Source organism: Anabaena sp. UHCC 0204, from assembly GCF_009711975.1.
In the GTDB taxonomy this organism is placed as follows: domain Bacteria; phylum Cyanobacteriota; class Cyanobacteriia; order Cyanobacteriales; family Nostocaceae; genus Dolichospermum.
In genome coordinates, this window is record NZ_VIKW01000010.1 from 41,007 (window position 1) to 65,799 (window position 24,793).

The 24,793-nt window shown below is 37.7% G+C and carries 22 protein-coding genes; 8 read left to right on the plus strand and 14 right to left on the minus strand.

What is annotated here, in order from left to right:
• Positions 1-83: 83 nt before the first annotated feature.
• Positions 84-1,697, minus strand: a complete 1,614-nt coding sequence (gene dndC / locus FJR04_RS10705; protein ID WP_168494439.1) for a DNA phosphorothioation system sulfurtransferase DndC — start codon at positions 1,695-1,697, stop codon at positions 84-86.
• Positions 1,698-1,872: 175 nt separating this feature from the next.
• On the opposite strand from dndC, the gene FJR04_RS10710 reads away from it, so the two are divergent.
• Positions 1,873-3,471, plus strand: coding sequence for a DGQHR domain-containing protein (locus tag FJR04_RS10710; protein ID WP_168494441.1), 1,599 nt, complete (start codon positions 1,873-1,875; stop codon positions 3,469-3,471).
• 10 nt (positions 3,472-3,481) lie between these two features.
• On the opposite strand, the gene FJR04_RS10715 is transcribed toward FJR04_RS10710, so the two are convergent.
• The 7 genes from FJR04_RS10715 to FJR04_RS10745 form a co-directional block, all read right to left on the minus strand.
• Positions 3,482-4,420, minus strand: a complete 939-nt coding sequence (locus FJR04_RS10715) for an HNH endonuclease (RefSeq protein ID WP_168494442.1) — start codon at positions 4,418-4,420, stop codon at positions 3,482-3,484.
• A 23-nt stretch (positions 4,421-4,443) separates the two neighbouring features.
• On the minus strand, positions 4,444-4,917 hold the full coding sequence (locus FJR04_RS10720; protein WP_168494445.1) for a DNA phosphorothioation-associated protein 4: 474 nt from the start codon (positions 4,915-4,917) through the stop codon (positions 4,444-4,446).
• Between the two features lie 104 nt (positions 4,918-5,021).
• Positions 5,022-5,582: a Uma2 family endonuclease gene (locus FJR04_RS10725; RefSeq protein ID WP_168494447.1), complete on the minus strand. Its 561-nt coding sequence runs from the start codon at positions 5,580-5,582 to the stop codon at positions 5,022-5,024.
• 76 nt (positions 5,583-5,658) lie between these two features.
• Positions 5,659-7,551: a DUF3370 family protein gene (locus FJR04_RS10730; RefSeq protein ID WP_168494648.1), complete on the minus strand. Its 1,893-nt coding sequence runs from the start codon at positions 7,549-7,551 to the stop codon at positions 5,659-5,661.
• Between the two features lie 31 nt (positions 7,552-7,582).
• The gene (locus tag FJR04_RS10735; protein ID WP_168494449.1) at positions 7,583-8,221 is read right to left on the minus strand and encodes a Uma2 family endonuclease; all 639 of its coding nucleotides are present in this window, start codon (positions 8,219-8,221) and stop codon (positions 7,583-7,585) included.
• 42 nt (positions 8,222-8,263) lie between these two features.
• The gene (locus FJR04_RS10740; RefSeq protein ID WP_168494451.1) at positions 8,264-10,336 is read right to left on the minus strand and encodes an AAA family ATPase; all 2,073 of its coding nucleotides are present in this window, start codon (positions 10,334-10,336) and stop codon (positions 8,264-8,266) included.
• The gene (locus FJR04_RS10745) at positions 10,333-10,506 is read right to left on the minus strand and encodes a hypothetical protein (protein ID WP_168494378.1); all 174 of its coding nucleotides are present in this window, start codon (positions 10,504-10,506) and stop codon (positions 10,333-10,335) included. Before FJR04_RS10745 ends, FJR04_RS10740 begins: the two co-directional genes overlap by 4 nt.
• A 386-nt stretch (positions 10,507-10,892) precedes the next feature.
• On the opposite strand from FJR04_RS10745, the gene uvrB reads away from it, so the two are divergent.
• Positions 10,893-12,890, plus strand: a complete 1,998-nt coding sequence (gene uvrB / locus FJR04_RS10750; protein WP_168494650.1) for an excinuclease ABC subunit UvrB — start codon at positions 10,893-10,895, stop codon at positions 12,888-12,890.
• 13 nt (positions 12,891-12,903) lie between these two features.
• Here uvrB and FJR04_RS10755 read toward each other — a convergent pair whose 3' ends face one another.
• The 5 genes from FJR04_RS10755 to FJR04_RS10775 all read right to left on the minus strand — a co-directional run bounded on the left by FJR04_RS10755 (position 12,904) and on the right by FJR04_RS10775 (position 16,088).
• The gene (locus FJR04_RS10755) at positions 12,904-13,515 is read right to left on the minus strand and encodes a hypothetical protein (RefSeq protein WP_168494453.1); all 612 of its coding nucleotides are present in this window, start codon (positions 13,513-13,515) and stop codon (positions 12,904-12,906) included.
• A gap of 3 nt (positions 13,516-13,518) precedes the next feature.
• Positions 13,519-13,866: an STAS-like domain-containing protein gene (locus tag FJR04_RS10760; protein ID WP_168494455.1), complete on the minus strand. Its 348-nt coding sequence runs from the start codon at positions 13,864-13,866 to the stop codon at positions 13,519-13,521.
• 18 nt (positions 13,867-13,884) lie between these two features.
• The gene (locus FJR04_RS10765) at positions 13,885-14,799 is read right to left on the minus strand and encodes a hypothetical protein (protein WP_217359310.1); all 915 of its coding nucleotides are present in this window, start codon (positions 14,797-14,799) and stop codon (positions 13,885-13,887) included.
• A 170-nt stretch (positions 14,800-14,969) separates the two neighbouring features.
• Positions 14,970-15,383, minus strand: coding sequence for an alternative ribosome rescue aminoacyl-tRNA hydrolase ArfB (gene arfB / locus FJR04_RS10770; RefSeq protein ID WP_168494457.1), 414 nt, complete (start codon positions 15,381-15,383; stop codon positions 14,970-14,972).
• Positions 15,384-15,464: 81 nt separating this feature from the next.
• Positions 15,465-16,088 carry a hypothetical protein gene (locus tag FJR04_RS10775; protein ID WP_168494459.1) on the minus strand — a complete coding sequence of 208 codons (624 nt, stop codon included), beginning with the start codon at positions 16,086-16,088 and terminating at the stop codon, positions 15,465-15,467.
• Between the two features lie 134 nt (positions 16,089-16,222).
• On the opposite strand from FJR04_RS10775, the gene FJR04_RS10780 reads away from it, so the two are divergent.
• The 6 genes from FJR04_RS10780 to FJR04_RS10805 all read left to right on the plus strand — a co-directional run bounded on the left by FJR04_RS10780 (position 16,223) and on the right by FJR04_RS10805 (position 24,453).
• Positions 16,223-17,758: a type II CAAX prenyl endopeptidase Rce1 family protein gene (locus tag FJR04_RS10780; RefSeq protein ID WP_168494461.1), complete on the plus strand. Its 1,536-nt coding sequence runs from the start codon at positions 16,223-16,225 to the stop codon at positions 17,756-17,758.
• 454 nt (positions 17,759-18,212) lie between these two features.
• On the plus strand, positions 18,213-18,488 hold the full coding sequence (locus FJR04_RS10785) for a TM2 domain-containing protein (RefSeq protein WP_168494464.1): 276 nt from the start codon (positions 18,213-18,215) through the stop codon (positions 18,486-18,488).
• A gap of 440 nt (positions 18,489-18,928) precedes the next feature.
• A complete protein-coding gene (locus FJR04_RS10790; RefSeq protein WP_168494466.1) occupies positions 18,929-21,346 on the plus strand; it encodes a cation-translocating P-type ATPase in 2,418 nt (805 codons plus the stop codon).
• Positions 21,347-21,661: 315 nt separating this feature from the next.
• The gene (gene iscB / locus FJR04_RS10795) at positions 21,662-22,936 is read left to right on the plus strand and encodes an RNA-guided endonuclease IscB (protein WP_168494467.1); all 1,275 of its coding nucleotides are present in this window, start codon (positions 21,662-21,664) and stop codon (positions 22,934-22,936) included.
• An 81-nt stretch (positions 22,937-23,017) separates the two neighbouring features.
• Positions 23,018-23,488, plus strand: a complete 471-nt coding sequence (locus tag FJR04_RS10800; RefSeq protein WP_254445261.1) for an FHA domain-containing protein — start codon at positions 23,018-23,020, stop codon at positions 23,486-23,488.
• A 38-nt stretch (positions 23,489-23,526) separates the two neighbouring features.
• On the plus strand, positions 23,527-24,453 hold the full coding sequence (locus FJR04_RS10805; protein ID WP_168494469.1) for a TIGR01777 family oxidoreductase: 927 nt from the start codon (positions 23,527-23,529) through the stop codon (positions 24,451-24,453).
• A 3-nt stretch (positions 24,454-24,456) separates the two neighbouring features.
• Here the strand turns inward: FJR04_RS10805 and FJR04_RS10810 are convergent, their stop codons facing one another.
• Positions 24,457-24,711 carry a hypothetical protein gene (locus FJR04_RS10810; protein ID WP_168494471.1) on the minus strand — a complete coding sequence of 85 codons (255 nt, stop codon included), beginning with the start codon at positions 24,709-24,711 and terminating at the stop codon, positions 24,457-24,459.
• Positions 24,712-24,793 lie beyond the last annotated feature (82 nt).

Genomic DNA, 24,793 nt, shown 5'->3' on the forward strand with positions numbered 1-24,793 from the left:
GAAGGAGCGAAGAACACGAAGAAGGAAGAAGGAAGAAAGAAGAAGGAAGAAGATAATTAATTTTTATCTGGGAAGGGAGTATTCTATTCATCTGGGTTCTTTTGTGCATATTTGAAGTTAGCCCACGTTTGTGGTTTACTTTCTTGTTTTTCGGGGGTATCTCCTAAGCTTAATTGCTGGAATTTTTCCCGAATTGTGGCAACATCACCATCTAATGCTGCTTGTCTTAAATCCCTTTTTAAATGGGCATTTGCGATCGCTTTTTCTGGAGAACGGGAACTTGTATCAAAGCATTTTTCTAGGCTTTCGTAGATACCTACACGGCGGATTTTTTTCTTGAATTGTCTTTCTGTATCTAATAATCTGGCCATTAATTCTAGGTGCATTCCGTCACCGTCACATATTTCTTCTAATACTCCCCATTCGTCGCTACCAAGTATGCTATGGTCAGCACCAGGACGGGGATCTTTAAATACTTCTCCTGTTACTTCTTCGTATATGCGGGGAACGCTATCATCAAATTCGTGTTTTTCTTCTAACCATATTCGGCGAATTTCACTTAATTCTGCTTGAGAAATTAGGGTAATATCGCGCATATTTTCGGGCGCATTTTGTCGCATTTCTGTTTGCGCTGTCAATAATTTTCTTAGCCAATATTCTCGCCAATATTTTGTATAAGGACCATGTATAGGTTCAACAGATGTTTCACCATTTACATTACGTTCAAATAATTGAACTTCTCCCCGTAACCGACGAAAATCTCTTTTTTCGCGGTCACGGTCAACATCTAATTCAGCACGAAAATCAACTAATGGTTGTAACCATTCTTTTTCTTCATCATTTTGAATCATTGCTTGCATAGATTTATCACTATTAACCAATGTGCAAACCCAGCAACCAAAGCGAGAACTACCACAGCTAGGAGTAGAAGTATCAACAACTAAAGGACATTCATTATCTGCTGTTGCACCCCTATACATAGAAAATAAATCTTTATTGCTATATCCCCAAGGGTTTTCCCATTGCATTAAATATAGCCAAACTTCATCAGTCCGCCAATCTTCAATAGGTGTGTAAAGTAGAGAATTTATTAAATTAGGATGAGGACAAAGGCGTTCTCTGACTCGACCTAATTCACGTTTTTCCATAATCAAACCGCGAGTTATGCTTTCAGTTTTGCGAGTTCCTAAAATAACTATTGTTTCACCATTAGCTCTCACAACATCACGAATAAAAAGATTAGAAGGTTCTATTTTTAATCGTCCGGTACACCAACGGAATTTATTGCGCGGTGCTGGGTAGCCTTTACCAATTAAACCTGCCCAATATGTTTGTTTAGTTTCTGGTTGTAACAAATGAGGTTGTATTGGCATTTGTTGTTCTTGAGCAGCTACTTCCATTTGTTTTAATGAATTTTTTACCCAAGCAGAAACATAGGGATTTTCTACCCCTGTATCTGTCGTAATTACATGAATTGGTTTAGTTCTTTTTTCTGGTGGAAGTCCAGAAATTGCATTCCACACAAGTTGTAAAGTAGCACTGCTATCTTTTCCACCGGAATAGCCTACTACCCAAGGTATCTGGTCTAAACAATACAATTCTTGAATTTCTGTAGAGAGAACTTGGATATACTCCACTAACTCTGCTACAGTACGATTCGGCTGATTTTTATTTTCTGGCTGTTGGGCTGTAGTCATTTTTCCCCACCTATGTATATATGGACTTAGACTCAATACTTCCCTGCGGGGGAAATTATCTGGTATATAAATAAACCTAGCTACGAGTGCAACATATTTTTAAAAATTGCATCCCTAGTATCCATTTTTTTTGACAATAAAGCAAGAGTTAGTTACTAAGTTTTCAAAAAGCAATATGAATAATAGTACAAACACACTAAATGATCAACTCGCTAACGAGTATTTAGAACGGGAAAATAAGGATAAACAGGTATTAGCTTTGCTGCTAGACAGGTTTTTAGAGAAGAAAGACCAAATTCTTGTCCAAAAGACTGAAATGGGTGGAACTGAGGCTTATGTAGGTTCTGTGACATTGGAATGGTTCGCGGGACGGGTACATTTTGCGTCTGGTTTACCCCTGCTGCAAAAAAAGTACAACCCAGACACAGAGAATATTGAAATTGACGCTGATAGTATTGATGAAATTCAACAACGTCCTGTTGATTGGTCGCGTCAAGCACCGTTAGTGCAGTATTTAGCAGCAAGAAAAAACCATAAATTTCCGGCTGTTTTGGTGGTAATTAATCAACCTTGGGTAGATAACCCCAAAGCAGCGGAGTGGGATAGTCAAGGAAGGGCTAAAAAAGCGACTACTGATTTTATACCTTTAGATAAAGATGGTAAAGTTGGTTTACTGAATATTTCTGAAGAAAATGTGACAATTTATGCTTTAGATGGTCAGCATAGATTAATGGGTGTCCAAGGTTTAATGGAGTTAATTAAATCTGGTAAACTCCAACGTTATAAAAAAGATAAAACTGCTGATGAAAGTTTTATTACTCTATCTGATTTAATCGAGAAATATCAAGTAGAACCTGCTTATTTACAAAATTTGCGTCAAGAAAAGATTGGGATTGAATTTATTTGTGCGGTGAATACTGGGGAAACTCATACAGAAGCAAAACGACGGGTAAGATCAATTTTTGTTCATGTGAATTTGATGGCTGCACCTTTAACTAAAGGTCAGTTAGCACAATTAAATGAAGATGATGGTTTTGCTATTGTAGCGCGAAAAATTGCGGTGACACATCCACTTTTAGAACAAAAACCAAATCGTAATCCCCGTGTTAATTGGAATAGTGCCACAGTCGCTGCTAATTCTACAGTTTTAACGACGCTGCAAGCCTTACAAGATATGTCTGAAAGGTATTTGGGGCAAAAGTTCCCCCATTGGAAACCTTTGGAAAAAGGGTTAATTCCCATGCGTCCAGAAAATGAAGAAATTCAGGAAGGAATTGCCGATTTTAAGCTACTTTTTGATAATTTAGCTAATCTTCCCAGTTATAAAATATTGGAACATGAAGAAACAACTGCTTTGCGTCGCTTCTATTTTGAAAAAGATGGTGGTGAGGGAAATATGTTATTTCGTCCAGTTTCTCAAGTTGCTTTAGCACAAGCTTTGGGAACTTTGGTATTTAAAAAAGGTTTTGCTTTGACGGATATTTTTAAGAAGTTGGAGAAATTTGACCGTCAAGGGGGTTTTAGTAGTATGGAATATCCTCAATCTTTATGGTATGGGGTTTTATATGACCCCAATAAAAAGCGGGTGCAGGTAGTAGGAAAAGATTTAGCTGTGAAGTTATTTATTTATATGTTGGGAGGAATGACTGAAAAAATGGAAGTTACTGCTTTACGTAAAGCTTTAGCTAATGCTAGGACGACAGAAGAACAAACTATAGGTTTTGATGGAAAGTTGGTCAAACCACAGGAGGTAGGGCTACCAGTTATTTTATAATAATGGCTAATTATGGCTGAAATATATGATAACGATGCCATTGTAAGGCTTCAATATCTGGAAAATATTTCTCTACTTTCGGTAATATGAGTATTTCCCCATGAAATTCCGTTATTGTTCTAGCATGGGGAGATACTTCTTCTAATTCTTTACTAACGATAATTTTGTATTTATCATCAACAGCAAACCAACCTCTATCAAAAGCCCAATGATGATTTTTACAAAGTGCTATGCCGTTATGTATTCTACTGTCATAGAAAGCAGAAAATGGCTTTATATGTGCGCCGTCAACAATATTTTGATTACCAGTTTTAGTAACTTTCAACCCACAAAAAGCGCATTGACAATCATATACAGAAACAACCGCTTTTCTAAAAAAAGCATTTCTAATTAGGGTTTTTTTTAAACTCCATTTAGGGTTGTTAGGTAAATTTTCAATATTATCTAGTTTTTCTACTTCTGGATAATCTTGAAAAGTCTGATTAATTTGTAGAAATTCCTCAATTTCATCTTCATTATCCGAGAAAAAAGCAGCTACAAGTGCATCAATTAATTCTTTTCGAGAAGATTCATTTTCTAAATAATTAAATAATTCACGGTCTAAATATGCGTATTCAACAGCTAATTTTAATTTGTTAGTTGTTTTTGGTTGTAAATTATTAAAACCTGCTTTTATTTGTACGTGCCAAAATCCCTCATTTTGCAGATGAAAAAATGGGTAGTGTAAACCCCCTTGATAAGATTGTGAGCCAATTACATCCCAATATTTATTAAAAGTTTGAATTAATTCATCTGAAACAAAAATTTGATTATTGGTAATAACTCCTCTCATAATCAAATCAATTACGGTTAAAAGTAATATTGGTTTATATTGAGCATTACCACGTTTTCGGCTATTACTTACTTTCAAGCTAGAGAATTTTTCACAATAAAAACGAAGATTATTCATGTTTAACTACTTTAGAAAATGGATCATTTTAAAAATCTACTTAAATTAAATTCTTCCTCTATGTTATTTTCTGGATAATCTCTTGCAGTAATTAAAATTACTAGAAGTTGTGCTGCATAATCAACAACTCCGCGCAATTCACTTTGTAATATTTCTAATCCACCATTAGCATACTCTTCAAATATTTGAGTCCGTTTATCCTCATATTCATCTTCCCTAGACGCAAGTATTTGGATATCACTGGTCTCAACAATTCCTAATAATTTTATAATTTTGTCATATCCAAGTGAAGCAAAATTGTCTTGTGGAATTGGAGAAGGATCTCTTTTTGTGGTATCTCCTAGAGGAACGCTTTTTTTATACTTTACGCCTAATGCTGCTGCAAATATCATCACCTCCACATAAGTCTGGAAAGGTCCCGGTGTTTCCTTAGACGCTAGTAACGATTTCACCAACTCAGCCTTATCTTGAGCAATTTTGATTCTATTTGCAGCCATAATTATAAAATCTACACCCTAAATATATTAAACCAAACCTAACTTACTAATACCATACTCTTATGCTCCTCTTTGCGCCTCTGCGCCTCTGCGTGAGAAAAAAATCAAAAAACATCCTCATAAACCAGAGAAAGAGGAAAAGTAAAATCAACACTAACTAAATGTACCTCATCACCCTCAACAAAAGGATGCAACTCCCATAAACCCTTCTCATTTAAGCGAAAACAATCCAAACCGATTTTATCAGCACTAATTAAAACATATTCCTGTAAAGATTCAATCCGTCTATATAGCTGAAACTTTCCCCCCCTATCATAAGCTTCCGTACTCGGAGAAAGCACTTCAACAATTAAACTAGGAAATTGAATAAACTTAATTGCTTTTTTATCCCGTTCATCACAACTTACCATGACATCAGGATAAGTAAACGGACCATTTTCCGATATACCCACTTTAGCATCTGCCATAAAAGGACGACATTTACCCCCACGCAAATGATTTTTTAACGCAGAAGCCAAATTTAAAGCAATAGTAGTATGGGGAATAGTTCCCCCAGTCATAGCAAAAACTTCACCATTGATATATTCATGTTTAATATCTTGCTGTTCCTCCCACTCCAAATACTCCAGAGGACTCATATAACTTCTATCAAAATTAGCAACCATAACTTCTTAACTCCTGATTTTGCGTTAAAAAAATTAATAATGTTGGGTTTCCTTGCGTCAACCCAACCTACTGAACTTATCCTTCAGTTTTCACAGTCAAAACCTGCGGAGGAGTAGAATCAGGAGGATACAAAAAATCAACCTGAACCCTTCTTTTTGTACCCCCCGCTAACCGCAACCTTACCAAAACTTCCCCAGGTTGTCCCCGACGCTGTACCAAATGCAGATAGCGCGTTTTTTCCCCACCATTATCATCCGTATAACGTACCCGCACAGTCCCCCGGAAAAATATTTGTTCCACTGGTGGCTTCAAAAACAACAATCTATCAGTACCACCTTCATCCTTAATAGGGGTTTGAATTGATACAGCCACAGTTCGGGTTTGACTACTAGAATTATATAAAGGTAACGTCAGATTATATTCTACACCGTAGTTACTATGGGCAAAATACGCCGTATCAGGATATCGTTTGAGCATGGACGCACTCTGTATTTGTCCAGTGCTAAGAGTAATTAAATGTACCGTCCCTAAAGGATAAGAAATAGCCTTTCCCGGCTGAGGTAAAGTTAAATTAGTAACATTTGCATCATCTGTAATATTTGCTTCCCATTTTGTCCCCTGAGAAACACCAGCAACACGACTAAATACAGTTGGTTCTCTGGGAGGATCTAAAGGCGTAGGAATAGGGTCACGCTTTCCTGCTAAACTGCCATTATCTAATAGCTGTAGCCATTCTACAATAGTTGGGGGGCGATCGCTCCTCTTTGCTAAATTTGCCATAAAAATCGGTTTATTGCTACTCAACCGCATCATCACCGTGCGACCATGAGAAGAAGGTGCTTGAACCCCAATTGGTAAATTCGCTAAAATTTGACTTTCCCCTGGTTTTATCACCAATTTATCAGGAAATACCTCTTGCTTAACCCCTCGCAAGACATCATTCATAGTCCGACTACCAGGACCAGCATAAACCGTACCTTGGGGATTATCTACCATATCCGGTAGATTAATAAAAGGTGCTTCCCGTGACAGATAACTAGCAGCTTGTAAAACTTCCAAAGTCACCGCTTCATTACCTGGATTATGAACAATAATCCCCTGATAAACCGTCCGGTTTTGAGAAGTAGTTTCGGCTCGAACAATATGATGAGAAAACACATCAAATCTACCTTGAAAAAGATAATTTAAATGTGCTTCCTGGCTTTTTTTACCAACAGGAGAAAAAGTAGAAAGTAAAATTCCATCAGTATCCACAAGTTCAGGACTATTACTATTAAAAGTAGGAATAGAATCTAAATTTCCTGGTAAAGCGCGTACCTCTTGGGGTTGTACTTCCACACCAGCAATATATTGAGGAGGGACAGCATAAATATTTAAAGCTCGACACATTAAAGCAGCAACTTCACCTCTAGTAGCTATTGCTTGAGGTTTTAACTTTTTGACATCAGGATAATTAACAACAATACTATTAATAGTTCCCGCAGCTATAGAACTTTGAGCATAATTAGGAATTAAATTCGCATCTTCAAAATAACGTTGTAATATCTGCGCGGGGTTAGAGACAGAACCATAATTTTTTCCCCCAGCGACAACACCAATAATTTGCGCTCTCGGAATTGCTTGATTAGGTTGAAAAATATTTCCTGGATAACCAGAGAAAAAACCCTTTTGATAAGCAGAATTAATTGCTTTATATCCCCAATAATTAGGAGATACATCCTTAAATATTACCGCATTGCGTTTTATTGGTGCATTAGGAAAAGCATTCAACATTAAAACCGCAGCTTCCGCGCGGGTAACAATTGCATTAGGACGAAAATTACCATCAGGATAACCAGAAAGTAACCTCCTTTTTCCTAACTCTTGAATACAATCTTTACCCCAATAATTTTGAGTATCAGAAAAAGCCAAAACACGAACAGCAAAAAAACTTAAACCAACCACCAACAAACAACTTCTCAATAACATTCTTCCACACTGAAACTCTGGGGTATACATATCAACTAAAAATTCCTAACAACCAACGATTCACCTCACCATCATCTTGAGTTAAACTCTTCTGAATAGCTTCCTTAACAATAGCGATTTGCAAACCTGGTAAAACCTTTGACTCCTCAATTCTTCTACTTCCTCCGTCAATAATTTCAAAAGCAATAATATCATGATTATTAGCATCCATTACCCAATATTCCTTTACACCCAAACGTTCATAGAGTAACCGCTTAAAACCCAAATCATCATTAATAGAAGAAGCAGCAACTTCCACAACTAGAGTCGGTGCTGCTAAATCATTAATATTCACAGGAGAATTATTCAAAGGAGGGAATTTTATTTTCTCACCAATATAAAAAGCTAAATCAGGTTGACATTCTCCTTCATTCATTCTGCGAAAACTGGTATTTACCCAACCTTTAATTTTAATATTTTTCAATGTCGCATAAAAATTCACAACATTGGCCACAACATTATTATTGTTTCCATGAATTGAACCAACAGGTGACATTTCTACCCTCATATAATTTTGATAAAAATAAAATCTTCCGTGCTGATAATCAGAATGTTCAGCAAATTCTAGAAACTCATCCCAACTTACCTTTACCCAACTATCAGTAACCAAACTCAAAGAACTAACAACCATTTCTTTCTTCCTTTGCGCCTTTGCGTCTTTGCGTGAGACATTCTAACCTCGTTCCACTTCCACAATTTCCGTATATTCAAAACCATTCAAACTCTGTCGAACCAAAGAATATCTTTCCTTCCCCAACTCAATAAAATCCTGTTCACAATTAGGCTTAGAAGAATAATAAACCAAAACATATTCCTTCCCAATCTTATCAGCAATTTCCTCCTCAACCTCCACCCGCCATTGCGTCTTAGTCACCAAAACAATCAACTGATTTGCTAACTTAGGAATAGTTCTCGCAATGTGACGACGAGAATTAGCATCTAAACTCCCAAAAGGAGAATCCATAACAATTGGAAAAGTGCTACTATCAGGAACCATCATCATTTTCCGCTTCTCACTCCAGTCTCGCACCTTATCAATAATACTAGCGATAAAAGATAAACTGAGAACTTGATTTTCACCCGTCGAAGCTGCAACCGGTGCTTCAATTCCCGTCGTATTTTCCACCAAACTCAATTCATACTTTTCGCTAATTTTCGGAACATAAGGAGTAAAAGAAATATCCGAGAAAATTTCTTGTACTCGTTGTTCCAATTGCAGACGAAACTGATTTTCTTGACGATTTTTAACTTCTGATAATCGTTCAATAGCATCTTGAGTAGCATTAATCCGCCGCTGTGCTAAAGATTGTTTTTCTTCATTTTGTTTTTGCTTAGATATTTGTTTTATTAAAGCATCAATAGCCGTTTTTAGGTGAGAAACTTCCTGTTGATTTGCACCATGTTCTCGATTTAATTCATCAATTTTAGCTTCAATTTCATCAAGACGTTTTTGTAAACTACTAATTTCTTCATTGGGATCTTTTCGTAATTGTTCTTGAATAGTCGCTAATTCCAGTTCAACCTGATTGATATTTTCCCTTAACTGTTGAATTCGTACTTGTTCCCTATCTGCTTCTTCCCAAAAAGCAATTGCTTGTTTATCAATTTCATCAACTTGCGCGCTCATTCTAATTGCGGTTTCTTCCACAGTCGAAGAACCTGCTTTTTTCATCAAATTCTTAACATGAAAATGAGTATGCGTTCCTTCCCTTAAATCTGCGCCACAAATACAACGTCCACTAGTAAGTAAATCATTCACAAATTCCCGTGAAATTCCCGCAGTCAATTCACCTTTTTGTTTTAAATCTGTGAATATTTCTCGGAACTTAGTCGTAGTTTCTGACAACAGAACAGTATAACCCCGTGCGGAAATAACCTTTTTCAAATTCTCCCGTGTTTTCTTCAACTCTTCCCGTAAACTATCTCTTTGAGATTCTAAACTTTGCTTTCTTTCCTGTAATTCCTTCACCGCACTCAATTCTCGTAACTTATTACTAACTTCCTTTTTAAAAGTTTGTTGATATTCCAACTCTTGATTTATTTCCGTTTGACGTTTATTGATATTGTCAATTTCCAGTTCTTGTTTTTCTTGCTGAGTCAATAACTGCTTAGTTTCCGCATCACCAATATGTTTTAACTCAGTTTCCAACGACTTCTTAGCATCCTTCAAGTGTTTAATAGAAAGTTCAATTACTTCCACACCTAAAAAAGTTCTAATTGCTTCAGAAATTTCCGCTTTATTATCAGAACGAACAATTTCCTCAATCCGTTCACCATCAAAGAAAAAATATTGATGCAAACTTGCTGGTAAAATCTGAGTAATAATTTCCTCCGCTTGCTGAAGAGGAAAATACCATTTTCCATCATCTCCAGCAACTTGAATTTTCAACTGAGTTTTCCCAGCTTCAATCACATCACTTTCATTTTTATAAACCCGACAACCACGAGTAGCACGATAACGATTACCTTCATGTTCCCAACCAACTTCCACCCAACATTCCACAGGTTGACTAGGTTGAGATTCGGAAATTGCACGTTTATTTACTAACTGTTCAGTTGACGCAAAAGCCGCACTAAACTTTTCATATAAAACCCAAGTAAAGGCATTCAAAATACTGGTTTTACCAGCGCCATTACTACCATAAATCATAGTAGTATTGCGAACATCTCCACCAGCTAAAATTATTTCTGGAGTTTTCCCATAAAAAGAACGAAAATTACATAATTTAATAGAAGTTAGCTTCATTGCACCGCTTCCTTCACAATAGTGAGAATATCATCATTAATATGACCCTTACTCTTCCTATCTAATCTGCTTTTCTCCAATCTCCATACCTTCTCAATAATTTGCTTTACCTCCGGTGGTGCGCTGGTAATTGGTTCTTGAACATCATCAATATTTGCTTCTGGAATCATTTCAAAATAGCAATAGATTTATTTTCCATTTTAACCATTTCTGATACTATAAATATAACCTATACAAAAATTCTCTAAAACCTTCTTTTCTTCCTTCGCTTACTTCGCTTCTTCGTGGTTTATTTCTTCTTACATAAATACAAGTATAAATTTATATTTAAGTAGAAAAAAATTTCTTTTTTTAGAGATTGGGGGGTTGACTTGCGCCGCTAGGGATGATATTCTGATAATGGTAATGCGTGCTTTCATAAAAATTTTATCTCCACTCCATTATATTAATATAGCACATCGCCGGCGATGTTGCAAGCCAAACCCCGAAAAAAAATTCGCCCCAGACACAAAACTGAGAAATTGTGTAGAATTGCTGTGTGTAACGTTGAAGCTGGATAATGAATTTTAATTTACAAGCACCTTTTGTACCTACGGGTGATCAACCGCAAGCGATCGCTCAACTTTCTGCTAGTATTCAAAAAGGAAATCATTATCAAACATTACTGGGTGCGACAGGAACAGGAAAGACATTTTCCATAGCCGCAGTCATAGAAAAAGTCGGTAAACCAACCCTAGTATTAGCACATAATAAAACATTAGCAGCCCAGTTATGTAACGAACTGCGGGAGTTTTTTCCTAATAATGCAGTTGAGTATTTTGTCAGTTATTACGATTACTATCAACCCGAAGCATACCTACCCGTTACTGATACTTATATAGAAAAAACATCAGCAATTAATGAAGAAATAGATATGTTACGACATTCCGCCACCCGTTCCTTATTTGAACGTCGGGATGTGATTGTTGTCGCTTCAATTAGTTGTATTTATGGATTAGGAATGCCGGCGGAATACCTCAAAGCTGCAATTCGTTTACAACTGGGAATGGAAATTGATCCACGTCAAGTTCTACGGGATTTAACCGCAGTCCAATATACCCGCAACGACATCGAAATGGGGAGGGGGAAATTCCGAGTTCGGGGTGATGTTTTAGAAATTTCTCCTGCTTACGAAGATAGAATTATTCGTGTAGAATTCTTTGGTGATGAAATTGATGCAATTAGATATGTAGATCCTGTTAGCGGTGAAATTCTCAACAGTTTAGAAGCAGTAAATATCTACCCAGCCCGTCACTTTGTTACCCCCAAAGAAAGAGTAGAACTAGCTTGTGAAGATATAGCCACAGAATTAAAATACCAACAATCAACATTAGAATCAATGGGTAAATTAGTTGAAGCGCAACGCATTGATCAACGCACCCGTTATGATTTGGAAATGTTACGAGAGGTGGGATATTGTAACGGCGTAGAAAATTATTCCCGTCATTTAGCAGGAAGAGAAGCAGGAGAACCACCAGAATGTTTAGTTGATTATTTTCCTAAAGATTGGTTATTAGTTATAGATGAATCTCATGTTAGTGTTCCCCAATTGCGAGGAATGTATAACGGAGATCAAGCTAGGAAAAAAGTATTAATAGATCATGGTTTTCGGCTTCCCAGTGCGGCGGATAATCGTCCTTTAAAAGCCGAAGAATTTTGGCAAAAAGTCAATCAATGTATTTTCGTTTCTGCGACTCCAGGAAATTGGGAATTAGAGATTTCCGAAGAGAATATTATTGAACAAGTAATTCGACCAACGGGAGTAATTGACCCAGAAATATTTGTGCGTCCCACGGAAGGACAAATTGATGATTTATTAGGAGAAATAAAAGATCGAGTTGACCGTCAAGAAAGAACTTTAGTTACCACATTAACTAAACGCATGGCGGAAGATTTGACCGAATATTTAGAAGAAAGGGGAATTCGGATTAGATATCTGCATTCAGAAATTAATTCAATTCAAAGGATTGAAATATTACAAGATTTACGAAATGGTGTTTTTGATGTGTTAGTTGGTGTAAACCTCCTCAGAGAAGGTTTAGATTTACCCGAAGTTTCTTTAGTTGCAATTATGGACGCAGATAAAGAAGGATTTTTGCGAACTGAACGTTCTTTAATTCAAACTATCGGCCGGGCTGCGCGTCATGTTAGAGGAAAAGCAATTTTATATGCTGATAAACTAACAGGGAGTATGATTAAAGCCATTGATGAAACTGATAGAAGAAGGGGAATTCAAACTGCTTATAATAAACTGCATGGAATTACACCGCAACCAATTATTAAAAAGCAGAGTAATTCGATTTTATCATTTTTAGATGCTTCTCGGCGGTTAAATGCCACTGATTTAAAAATGGTTGATGAACATTTAGATGAATTATCTTTAGAAGATATTCCAGAGTTAATTACTTTGTTAGAGAAACAGATGAAAGAAGCAGCGAAGAAGATGGAATTTGAAGATGCTGCAAAATTACGCGATCGCATTAAACATCTTCGAGATAAAATGTTAGGTAGATAAACTAAATTTATAATTAACGCCTTACTAACTTCTTTTGCATAGCAGCATCTTGAATAACATATTTATTGCTAGTAAACACCTGAATACCTGGAACAACACTATAATCCATATCATCAGTAATAATCTTAACTGTTCCTGCTCCTGCTTTGCTAATAGCTTCAAGCATCAGCAAATCATAACCATCAACTGCTTGAGTGGTAAATCGGTTAATAGCAGCATCAGTTGTTGCGTCATCTACTGTTAAATCAATAGGAATTGCAATTTTTTTGATTCGTCGCCAAGTAAACTGAACTTCAGCGACTACATTAGCTCTTTCTGTTGGATAATCATGACGGTATTTCTTAAAGTGTAAATATCCATTAGATTGAACATAAATATCATATTCTGTTTTCTCAATAATATGAGCAAGTTCAGCTAAAGTGAGTCCAGAATAAGTAAGAGTAGCTCCATTTTGGCGTGTTTTGTTGATATAGTTGGGATAATCTGTAATTTGGTAACGTTTAGCCGTAAATGCAGCATTTGTATAAGTTTGCCAAAACCAGATGTTGGTATCTACAAAGAAAATGTCACTTTGCTGTGGTATGTCAGTTGTGATATCTATGATATCAGCTTGAATAATTGCCATACCTCAAAAACTTGCAGCCATATCTGTTATCACCGTATCCACAGCATTACGATATTTTTCATCAGAGTAATAACGTTTAGCTCTAGTCATTACGTGATTAATAACATCCCAACCATCAGCATTGAGAGAGGTAAATTCAAGTAATTGATTCAACTTTTCAGATGGAATATCTTTCAACAATTGACCAAATGCAAAATTCACAAATGGAGATGCAAAAATCTTCACTCCTGCAAAATCTAATTCCACTGTTTCATCACTTAGTAAACATGGATGAATCTGATCATATAACCTTTGTCCACCATCAGGAGTTATGGCATACTCACCAACTATATCGTAAACTTTATACATCATGTCCTTATCTCCCTCTCTCTAGAGCTTCAGCTTCTTGAGTTTAGGAACTTCTGAAGCTAAACAATAGTATTTTTCATCACATCGAAAAGCTATATTGACTAGCGTTCCTGAAAAGTTAGTACAAATGTTTTCGTATTTAACTCTATTATCCCCTATATTGACATAGCTGTCATTACTGAAAATCATCAGACTTCCATGATTTTTTTGGACAAATTCTTGTAGTATGTGTAAGCCTTCACCCTGTCGGACACCTTGCTGCTTGGTGCTATTTCCCGGCTCAAATGCCCACTTTAAAGCCTCAATAGATGTCATTGCTGCATTTTCGGGTAAAGTACGAACACTATTAGAAATACCAATCCCAAAGTCAACCACCGTTAACTGAAGAGTACCTGAAGTAGTGTAATGTTGACCGCAGCTAAATACACCTATAGGAGAATTGCTATGTTCAAAGGCATTAAAGTATATTTCTACAACTTTACCTGCGATCGCATTCTGTAATCCAGAACTGATATTAACCCAACCTTTACCCAGCCATTTATATCCTAAGTAGTCAGCAATGGCTATAGGGTCGTGTTGAGTATCGCTTCGATAAGGTACGGAGTTACCATCCCAAGGTTTCTGATTGTAGCCAAAATCATAGAGGAATCCATTTTGAGCCAAATTCACACGGATTTTCTCTATAAGCGTATCCCATAGGAACTTGACCTTCCCACCCCTGTATTCAAATAGACGAACTATTCCGCCTAAAAAGGCAACGCCAATGTGTCCTAAGAATGTGCAATAGTGGAAATCAATTATCAATTCTAAGCAATCTTCAGGGAGTTGCAATATCTCATACCAGTCTTTCAAAAGCATCTCTACATGGCGCGGATAGTCTCTTATTGTATCCACATACAAAACTGGTGGTTGATTTTCGGTAATTACTAATGACAAAACAACTCCAAATAATTATGATTCTCTAGAATTTTGACAATTAGAGCCAATAATACTAGATTTCACAACCTCATTGGTTATTTTTAGCTAGAGTAGTATATTTTTATCCTTCGCATTAAACATCTGCGAGATAAAATGTTAGGAAGATAGATAATATATATCAAAGGTGATTATTCTGTAACTTTTCCTCTAGTCAACTTAATTTGTCCACGCTTGTTTTTACTATCGAGACGTTTTCTTTGAGAACTGCGACTTGGTTTAGTTCGTTTGCGTTTTCGAGGTAAAACAGACACACTTTTAATCAGTTCCTGAAGTCGTCTGAAAGCCTCCTCCTTATTCTGTTCTTGACTGCGGTATTCCTGCGCTTTAATCACCACAACTCCCTCAATAGTAATGCGGTGATCTTTCAATTTCAAAAGCCTTTCCTTATAGATTTCTGGTAACGACGAAGCCCCAATATCAAAGCGCAAATGAATAGCAGTAGCCACCTTATTAACATTTTGACCACCTGCACCCTGAGAACGAATTGCACTAATTTCAATATCGCTATCAGGAATAATTACAGTATTAGAAATTTCTATCATAGTAATTTAGATCCATAGCTCATAATATTAACATACAGCAGTTTTAACTCTTGAATTCTCTTTGCGCCTCTGCGTGAGACATCAAAATTTCCATCCCCGCAAATGCTTATGAACCACCGCTAAATACCACATATAATCATCAATTTTGTAATCATCAGCAGCCTTAACAATATATTCCCGCGCTAACTCCAAATTACCCTCAACCTCATAATATAAACCCAAATAAAGATGACTGTAGAACTTACCCTTTAAACCTGCCAACTTTCCCACATTCAAAACATCATCTTTTGAACAATTACCAGCAAAGAAATCATATATAGATAGCATAATTTTCCGAGGATCATTTTTCACAAGTAATAGAGAATTACGAGCTTCTGTCACACCTGACAATCTCGCTATACAAAGATATCTCCATACCGTTTCCTCCACATCTTGAGCATTAACAGTCAAATCAATCTCAAACTGTTTTGCACCCTCAGCAAATCGTTCAGCATAATAATAAGATAAACCCCGTTGCCAAAGATAAGGAGTAATTTGAACATCTAACCTTTCAGCAGTATCAAAATCTTGAATTGATTCCTCAATTTTTGCCAACTTAAAATAAACCATGCCTCGACGAATATAAGCACTAGCATTATTTGGCTGCTTACTAATAGAATTGTTCCATTGCTGGAGTTGATTTTCTAGAGAATTGGTAAAAAACATATTGGTAATTGGTGATTGGTAGAAGGCTTAATTAATCTACTTTTTTAATTTTTAATTTTTAACTCCACCCTGCGGTACTAGCTTATAATTACCAATGGGCTGATGCTCTGTACTCGTAAATTAAAGGGGAATAGATGACAATTAAGCGGTTGCTGTTACTGGGGCTAACATTGTTAGCGATCATGTTGTCAGGGTTATCTTTATTGAATAGCTGGCAAAAACCTCAATTCCAAAGTCGTCTAGAATTATATCAGACTAATATTATCTTACAAGCCCAAGCATGGCAGCCAGAAGATAGCAGCGACAAAAATATTCAAACAATTCAAGAATCTATTCTGGGTGCAAATCCTCAGATGAGCGCGACGAAGCAATATAAAGAAGCGAGTGAATCTGTCCAAACCAGTTTAGAGACAACTAAGAAAAAATTAGTAAAACTGCAATCGTCAGCACCTACTCCTGCGTTATCTCTCTCTGTAGAGGAAAAAAGTTTACAAAAATCTATCCAGCAACAACAAAAATTGTTAGCAGAATTAGATTTGCGTCTAGGAATTTTGCAAACACAGCAACAGGAAATAGACAATGCTATTAAAACTTGGAGTCAATTACAACAATACTCAAATATCAACCCCAAATATCAAGAAACCGCTGAAGTATTAAGTGGAATGTGGAGTAAACCCCCGCGTCTATTCCCCAAAGCTGAACAACTAATTCAACAAAACTTAGATAGTTGGTTTCGTTCAACGGTGTTAGAGAAATTATATCAACTCCAACAACGTCAAGAAGCTTTATCATCTCTAAAAATTGCCCAACAAGAAGCAGCAACTCAAGCATTATTAAAATTAGCTATAATTGCTACTATCCCCACCTTAACAGCCTTGCTAGGTACAATTATACTGATTTTCTTATTGCTTCAAAGGTTATTTAAAGGTCGAGAATCACTATTAGCAAGAAATGGCGATTTAGTTTGGTCAACTCCTTGGAATTGGGAAATAATTATCCAGGTTTTCGTCCTTGGCTTTTTCTTAATGGGACAATTATTTATCCCCGAATTATTATCTATTTTGCCGATTCCGCGGGGGACAGGTAATGCCAGAATTGAGGCTTTTGTCGTTTTAGTTAGTTATCTGTTAGTGGCTTTTGGTTCTTTGTCAGTTCTGTACTTTTCCATTAGACGGTTTTTCCCCCTTCCTGAAAACTGGTTTCGCTGCAAATTATTCAGTAATTGGTTTTTTTGGGGACTGGGTGGCTATTGTGCAGCTTTACCTATTGTGGTGATAGTATCCTTAATTAATCAAAAATTATGGCAAGGACAAGGTGGCAGTAATCCACTATTGCAAATGGCACTAGAAAGCCGGGATAATACGGCATTGGGGATATTTTTCTTTACCGCAGCCGTAGCCGCACCATTTTTTGAAGAATTCCTATTTAGGGGCTTTTTATTACCATCCCTGACTCGTTATACATCCGTTTGGGGAGCAATTTTCGCCAGTAGTTTGTTATTTGCGGCTGCTCACCTCAGTTTAGCCGAAATACTCCCTTTGACAGCATTGGGAATGGTATTAGGAGTAGTTTACACGCGATCGCGCAATTTACTCGCCCCCATGCTTCTCCACAGTCTTTGGAATAGTGGCACATTAATCAGTTTGTTTCTTTTAGGTAGTAATAATTAGGGCGTTTATTCCTAGTTGTAGAGACGTTCCATGGAACGTCTCTACGATCTTTTTTGGAAATGTCTATTAAATGCTAGACAAAAATAGGCTTATAACTATCTAGTTATAGGTTAAATTATCTTGAAATAACTTTTAAAAAAATCCTCCGGATATCTCCAAAATAGATATGTAGAAAAATCTATATTGTTATATCTTTGTTTGCCATTTTCAGAATTATTCATACCTTGAAAATTGCAAATATGCTACACAATATTTTCTGCCAATTTGGCTACATTTTATCTAAAAATTTGATATTTTTACGCTCATTCTTGAGGAGCATTTCATCATTATCTAAATCATAGCTAGTCAAAGCCCAGTGATGTTTGATAGCACAGCTTGATGTCAAACATGGTTTGATCTGTATTTTCCTATTCCTTAAATTTTATAATTCATCTATCAAGGAGCATAACTAAATATGAGTAATCTCAACCCCTCTCATACTACCAAACAACTATTAGCCGGCTATGCTGGAATTATCTTTGGTGGATTTGGACTGCATAAGTTTATTTTGGGTTATCCATCCGAAGGTTTTATTATGTTAGTAATTTCTGTAGTTGGTGGCTCTTTCACCTACGGTTTTGCATTAATAGTTATGCAACTCATCGGTTTAATTGAAGCCATGATTTATTTAAATAAACCCCATGAAGAATTCGTTAATACCTATTTTGTTAATAAACAAGGTTGGTTTTAAAAGATTTGATATGCAAATTTTCAAGCAAAAACAGATACACTGGCTCATTTTGGTGATGATGAGTATGGGATATTTTAGTGTTGTATCAAATTGGGAAATAACTTTTTTTTACAAAAGCCTAATTTTGATGTTGCCTATACAATTAACTGCTATAATTTACACTACGAGAATAAAATTATAATTCTTGTGGTAGCGATGATTTGAATGTCAACTATTTTTGGTTTGTTGGGTTATGGCTTCGCCACACTTCGTGAACGTTCCTTAACCCAAGCTACGTGATTTCATTGTTTTGAGCTTAACTGACAAGTATTGAGACGTGAGGGATCTCAAGAAACTTAATATTCTTTCACTTGGTCAAAGTTGCAGATTTCGCCTAACCTCAAAGTAGAGACGCTGATTGTCAAGCCTCTAAATAACAAAAGCAAATCTCAAAACTGACCATGCAACTGATCCCAAAAACTGAAATAGTCCCAGAATCCGCCCTTCCCCAAACAGTATTGAACTTAGAGAAAATTATTTTAGATGTTGGGGGGATGAAGTGTGCAGGGTGTGTAAAAGCAGTAGAAAAACAACTAACTCAGCATCCAGGAGTTAAAAGTGTTTGTGTCAACCTAGCAACAGAAGTTGCTGTAGTAGAGACAGAAATTGGTACTGTAGATGCAAATGCACTAGCACAGGGATTAACAGCCACAGGATTTCCTAGCCAATTGCGGACTGCTAAACGTGTGGGTGAGCAATCTGCAAACTCTAATCTCGAAGCCAGACATCGCCAAGAAATGGAGGCGACAATTAGACAGTTGCTAATTGCTAGTTTACTACTGGTACTATCAGGAATTGGACATTTTGGTAATATTGGTAGCTCCATTTTCCCGATTTTAAATGACATCTGGTTTCATTGTGGACTAGCAACGATCGCTATCATCATTCCCGGTAGACCAATTCTAGTAGAAGGTTGGCAAGGTTGGCGACGAGGTGCGCCAAATATGAATACTCTCATCGGCTTGGGAACACTCACAGCTTATACTGCAAGTTTGGTGGCGCTATTGTTTCCCCAAATGGGTTGGGAGTGCTTTTTTGATGAACCTGTGATGATGTTGGGTTTTATTCTTTTGGGTAGAACTTTAGAAAAACAGGCTAGAGGACGCGCAGCCACAGCATTTCGGCAATTGTTAGCCCTTGCACCCCAAACAGCCAGATTGATTATTAACCCAGAATCGGAAAAATTAATCGCTGGCGCAAATATTATGGAAATTCCCGCGGAACAAGTGCGCGTGGGTGAATGGTTGCAGGTGCTACCAGGGGATAAAGTGCCGGTGGATGGGGAAATTCGCTTTGGCCAAACTACCATAGATGAATCTATGCTGACTGGGGAAGCAGTCCCTGTGTTGAAGCAACTAGGAGATCCTGTCATCGGTGGGACTTTGAACCAATCAGGAGCGATCGCTATTCAAGCTACTCGCACTGGTGATGATACAACTCTAGCTCAAATCGTGGCTTTGGTAGAAGCTGCCCAAACTCGTAAAGCCCCAGTTCAAAAATTAGCTGATACGGTAGCTGGTTATTTTACCTACGGTGTCTTAACAGCCGCTGCTTTAACATTTGCATTTTGGTATTTGTTGGGAACTCACCTCTGGCCAGAAGTTACTATGTCCGGTGGGATGGAAATGGCTCACAATATGGGACATAATCCCCAACATTTATTACCTCACAGTCAATATTCCTCCTTTTTAATTAGTTTAAAATTAGCGATCGCTGTCATGGTAGTTGCTTGTCCCTGTGCTTTAGGATTAGCTACCCCTACCGCTATCTTGGTGGGGACGGGTATGGGTGCAGAAAAGGGACTATTAATCAAAGGTGGTGATGTTTTAGAAAAAGTCCACAAACTAGATACTGTAGTTTTTGATAAAACCGGCACTCTCACCACAGGTAAACCCACGGTAACTGATTGTGTAGTTGTAGCAGAATCAGCTTTACCATTATCCTTAATCCAACTAGCCGCAGCAGTGGAAAGTGGTACTTATCATCCCCTGGCTACAGCTATTCAACAGGAAGCCAAACGACAAGAGTTAACTATTCCCCATGCTGTAGACTTCCACACAGAACCAGGAATGGGTGTATCTGCTGTCGTCACCGGCAAAAATGTCCTGCTAGGTAATTGGGAATGGTTAAATTATCACCAAATTAAGATTAGTGAAACCGCAGAACAACAGGGACAACAATTAGCCACAGCCGGAAAAACAGTGATTGGTGTGGCTGTAGATGGAACTTTAACCGGATTAATTGCCGTTAGTGATACCCTCAGACCAGATGCTAAAACCGCAGTAGACAAACTCCGACAAATGGGTTTGCGGGTGATGATCCTCAGTGGTGATAGATTAGAAGCAGTCAAAGCGATCGCCCAACAACTCGGTATAGATAACGCCGATATCATGGCTGGTATCCCCCCATCCCAAAAAGCTACTACCATTCAATCTCTTCAGTCTGGGACAGCCAAATCAATCGTAGCTATGGTAGGAGATGGCATTAATGATGCCCCAGCCCTATCCCAAGCAGATGTAGGCATAGCTTTACACTCTGGTACAGATGTAGCAATAGAAACTGCGGAAATTATCTTGATGCGAAATTCTATTACTGATGTTGTAAAATCTATTCAGCTAAGTCGCGCTACTTTCAATACTATCCGCCAAAATTTATTTTGGGCTTTTGCCTATAATACGATAGGTATTCCTCTAGCGGCTGGTGTATTATTACCTAGCTGGGGTTTTGTCCTCAGTCCCTCCAGCGCCGCAGCATTAATGGCTTTTAGCTCTGTTAGTGTTGTGACTAACTCAATTTTATTAAGGAGGTTTTTCCTATAGTGAATTGTTTTTCTTGTCTGTTGTAACTAGTAGTAATTGCCGAAAAATATACTCAACTAATATATGTCAGTAACTCAGGGCTAAAGCCACTGAGCTTGTAAGAGTAATCAAGCAAGCTATACTGACCAGACCACCCTGAGCGTAGTCTTATGGTAGCCGTTATTTGAGTCAAGACACCGGAGAATGCGACGCTAGTTTTCCGCTCTGTCGTTTGTAATTAAACAGTTTTAAAGTCACTGAAACAGTGTTACAAGCGCAACAAGCTCAGATAACAAGGTCGAAGCGAACATTACCTGAGAAATCAGAGAGGCAGAAATGTCAAATTACGCATTAGTGATGGACACAAATAAACAACCTTTAAGCCCTTGTCACCCCTCGGTAGCAAGGAAATTATTGGATTCTGGAAAAGCTGCTTTATTTAGGATATACCCCTTTACTATCATCTTAAACAAGTCATGCTCAGATGTTGTTAACCAAGCGATAGAACTCAAAATAGACCCTGGTTCAAAAACTACGGGCATAGCATTGGTTCAGGGAGAGAAAATCATTTTTGGTGCAGAACTTTCTAATCGAGGAAGTGCAATTAAAGCGTCCCTAGAATCCCGTCGTTCACTTCGCAGGGGGAGACGAAACCGCCATACTCGCTATCGTCAAGCCAGATTTTTGAATAGAACCCGGACAAAAAATTGGTTAGCTCCAAGTTTGCAGCATCGTGTTGAGACTACCTTAACTTGGGTCAACAAACTCATTAAGTTTGCTCCGCTCACCAGGATATCTCAAGAGCTTGTCAGATTTGATCTGCAACAAATAGACAATCCAGAAATATCAGGTATTGAATATCAGCAAGGCACTTTGTCCGGGTACGAAGTCCGTGAGTATCTACTAGAAAAATGGCAGAGAAAATGTGCTTACTGTGGGATTGAGAATGTCCCCTTGCAAGTTGAGCATATTCACCCCAAAGCCAGAGGTGGCACTAATCGGATTTCTAATCTTTGTCTTGCTTGTGAGAAGTGTAATATCAAAAAAGGTACTCAGGATATTGAGAAATTCCTGGCTAAGAAACCGGATATTCTCAAATGTATTCTGGCACAAGCAAAACGACCTTTAAAAGATGCGGCGGCTGTGAACTCTACCCGTTGGGCATTGTTTAGCCGACTCCAAGAAACTGGTTTACCTGTTTCCACTGGTTCTGGTGGTCAAACTAAGTTCAATAGAACTAGATTAAAGTTTCCTAAAACTCATTGGCTAGATGCCGCTTGTGTTGGGCAAATTGGAGAATTGGAAATTTTAATAAACAAGCCTTTGCTAATCAAAGCAACAGGGCATGGAACTCGTCAAATGTGTCGAACTGACAAGTTTGGTTTTCCATCTCGATATGTACCTAGAATTAAATTTGTTAAAGGTTTTCAGACAGGTGATATTGTGGAAGCAATTGTTACTACTGGCAAGAAAATCGGTAAATATATTGGTCGTGTTGCAGTTAGAGGAACAGGTTCTTTCAATATTTCTGCATCAAAATTAGTTCAGGGTATTAGTTATAAATACTGCAAAATCATTCACCGCAAAGATGGCTATGATTACGCATTTTAAGATTGACGGGGATTAAAATCCCTTGAGTCGCTTCCCTCTCAGCCCTAAAGGGACTGAGTTTCCCACTTCCCACGAGGTTTTATGATTGATCAAAGTGCAAGCAATTTTAGTAGTCTATCAATGGCATCTCCAAATAATGAAAACCATCTACTAATCATTGAAGACGACCAAGGAAGGAAAGAGTTTTCTTTAGAAAATCCCGTCTATTCTATTGGTAGAGATCGTGATTGTAATATTCGTTTGTTCTCACAGTTTGTTTCCCGTCACCATGCCACATTAGTGAGATTACCACGCCCAAAAAACAGTCAGCGGTACTATTATCGCATTGTAGATGGTAATGCCAAAGGAAAACCCAGTTCTAACGGTTTGATGATTAATGGGCGGAAAATGCCAGCCCATGACCTCCAAAATGAAGATGAAGTAATTTTTGGACCTCAAGTTCGTGCCATTTATTATCTGCTCAAAAATACTGAGCGGTTTTCGTCAACTGATGCTAGTGAGTACGACATTACATTAATTAATCCTGGCATGACTGAAGATTTTGAAGATTGATAAAATGTTGATTAAATTAGGTCCTAGACAACGAGCAAATGAAAATAGCAATTAGCGGTGCAACCGGATTTGTAGGTAGCCGGTTAGTAGAAAGACTACAGACAGCAGGTCATAGAATCTTAGTTTTAACTCGAAATACTACCTCTGCCCAAAAAGTTTTTCCCTCCCAACGGTTTCCTAATTTAGAAGTTGTTTCCTATACTCCTACTGTATCCGGTGCTTGGCAAGATGCTCTAGCAGGTTGTGATGGAGTAGTTAATTTAGCCGGAGAACCCATTGCTGAGGAACGTTGGACACCAGAACGGAAGCAGGAAATCCTCAACAGTCGCAAACTGGGAACACAAAAAATTGTCGAAGCGATCGCTAAAGCAAATCCTCAACCCGGTGTCTTAGTCAACACTTCGGCTATTGGTTACTATGGAACTAATGAAACTACTACTTTTGATGAAGATAGTCCTTCTGGCAACGATTTTCTAGCTCAAGTCTGCCGGGAATGGGAAGGGGAAGCTAACAAGGTCAAAGATGCCAATGTGCGGTTAGTGATTTTACGCTTTGGTATCGTTCTAGGTAATGAGGGCGCTTTGGGAAAAATGATTACTCCCTTTAAACTCTTTGCCGGTGGTCCAATTGGCAGCGGCCGACAGTGGTTTTCATGGATTCATTTAGACGATATTGTGAGTTTAATTATCCAAGCTTTAACTAATCCCACAATGGAAGGAGTATATAATGCCACTGCTCCTCAGCCAGTCCGCATGAATGAGTTAAGTACAACTATGGGTAGAGTCATGAATCGGCCTTCTTGGTTGCCAGTTCCTGGATTTGCCATAGAAGCTCTATTAGGAGATGGGGCAAAGGTAGTATTAGAAGGACAAAAGGTTATCCCCAAACGCACTTTAGAATCCGGTTTTCAGTATCAATATCCTCAGCTAGAATCAGCACTAACGCAGATTCTCACGTCATCTTAAATCCTATGACATCGGAGTAGATTTAGTAAGTTTCTTAGAAACCCAGCTAATAATTCCACTCACTAAAGCACCACCCATGAGGATACCAATGGCTGGGTTAAATAATGGTATCCAGAGTTTATGCCATAAGTCTAAACCGAGATTAATTCCGGAAGCATCACCAATTACAGCGATAACAAGCCACGCAAAACCTAAAATAACTAGGAAAACATCAGCAACTAAGATGAAGTTGAGCCAGTTTAATAATTTGTCTTTCATTTTTATTGATGATTGGTAATTGGTAATTGGTGATTGGTGATTGGTGATTGATGATTGGTGATTGGTGATTGGTAATTGGTAA

Coding starts and splice junctions, on each gene's coding strand:
- dndC (WP_168494439.1), bottom strand. CDS start 1,697: ATGACTACAGCCCAACAGCCAGAAAATAAAAATCAGCCGAATCGTACT.
- FJR04_RS10710 (WP_168494441.1), top strand. CDS start 1,873: ATGAATAATAGTACAAACACACTAAATGATCAACTCGCTAACGAGTAT.
- FJR04_RS10715 (WP_168494442.1), bottom strand. CDS start 4,420: ATGAATAATCTTCGTTTTTATTGTGAAAAATTCTCTAGCTTGAAAGTA.
- FJR04_RS10720 (WP_168494445.1), bottom strand. CDS start 4,917: ATGGCTGCAAATAGAATCAAAATTGCTCAAGATAAGGCTGAGTTGGTG.
- FJR04_RS10725 (WP_168494447.1), bottom strand. CDS start 5,582: ATGGTTGCTAATTTTGATAGAAGTTATATGAGTCCTCTGGAGTATTTG.
- FJR04_RS10730 (WP_168494648.1), bottom strand. CDS start 7,551: ATGTTATTGAGAAGTTGTTTGTTGGTGGTTGGTTTAAGTTTTTTTGCT.
- FJR04_RS10735 (WP_168494449.1), bottom strand. CDS start 8,221: ATGGTTGTTAGTTCTTTGAGTTTGGTTACTGATAGTTGGGTAAAGGTA.
- FJR04_RS10740 (WP_168494451.1), bottom strand. CDS start 10,336: ATGAAGCTAACTTCTATTAAATTATGTAATTTTCGTTCTTTTTATGGG.
- FJR04_RS10745 (WP_168494378.1), bottom strand. CDS start 10,506: ATGATTCCAGAAGCAAATATTGATGATGTTCAAGAACCAATTACCAGC.
- FJR04_RS10755 (WP_168494453.1), bottom strand. CDS start 13,515: ATGGCAATTATTCAAGCTGATATCATAGATATCACAACTGACATACCA.
- FJR04_RS10760 (WP_168494455.1), bottom strand. CDS start 13,866: ATGATGTATAAAGTTTACGATATAGTTGGTGAGTATGCCATAACTCCT.
- arfB (WP_168494457.1), bottom strand. CDS start 15,383: ATGATAGAAATTTCTAATACTGTAATTATTCCTGATAGCGATATTGAA.
- FJR04_RS10775 (WP_168494459.1), bottom strand. CDS start 16,088: ATGTTTTTTACCAATTCTCTAGAAAATCAACTCCAGCAATGGAACAAT.
- FJR04_RS10780 (WP_168494461.1), top strand. CDS start 16,223: ATGACAATTAAGCGGTTGCTGTTACTGGGGCTAACATTGTTAGCGATC.
- FJR04_RS10785 (WP_168494464.1), top strand. CDS start 18,213: ATGAGTAATCTCAACCCCTCTCATACTACCAAACAACTATTAGCCGGC.
- FJR04_RS10790 (WP_168494466.1), top strand. CDS start 18,929: ATGCAACTGATCCCAAAAACTGAAATAGTCCCAGAATCCGCCCTTCCC.
- iscB (WP_168494467.1), top strand. CDS start 21,662: ATGTCAAATTACGCATTAGTGATGGACACAAATAAACAACCTTTAAGC.
- FJR04_RS10800 (WP_254445261.1), top strand. CDS start 23,018: ATGATTGATCAAAGTGCAAGCAATTTTAGTAGTCTATCAATGGCATCT.
- FJR04_RS10805 (WP_168494469.1), top strand. CDS start 23,527: ATGAAAATAGCAATTAGCGGTGCAACCGGATTTGTAGGTAGCCGGTTA.
- FJR04_RS10810 (WP_168494471.1), bottom strand. CDS start 24,711: ATGAAAGACAAATTATTAAACTGGCTCAACTTCATCTTAGTTGCTGAT.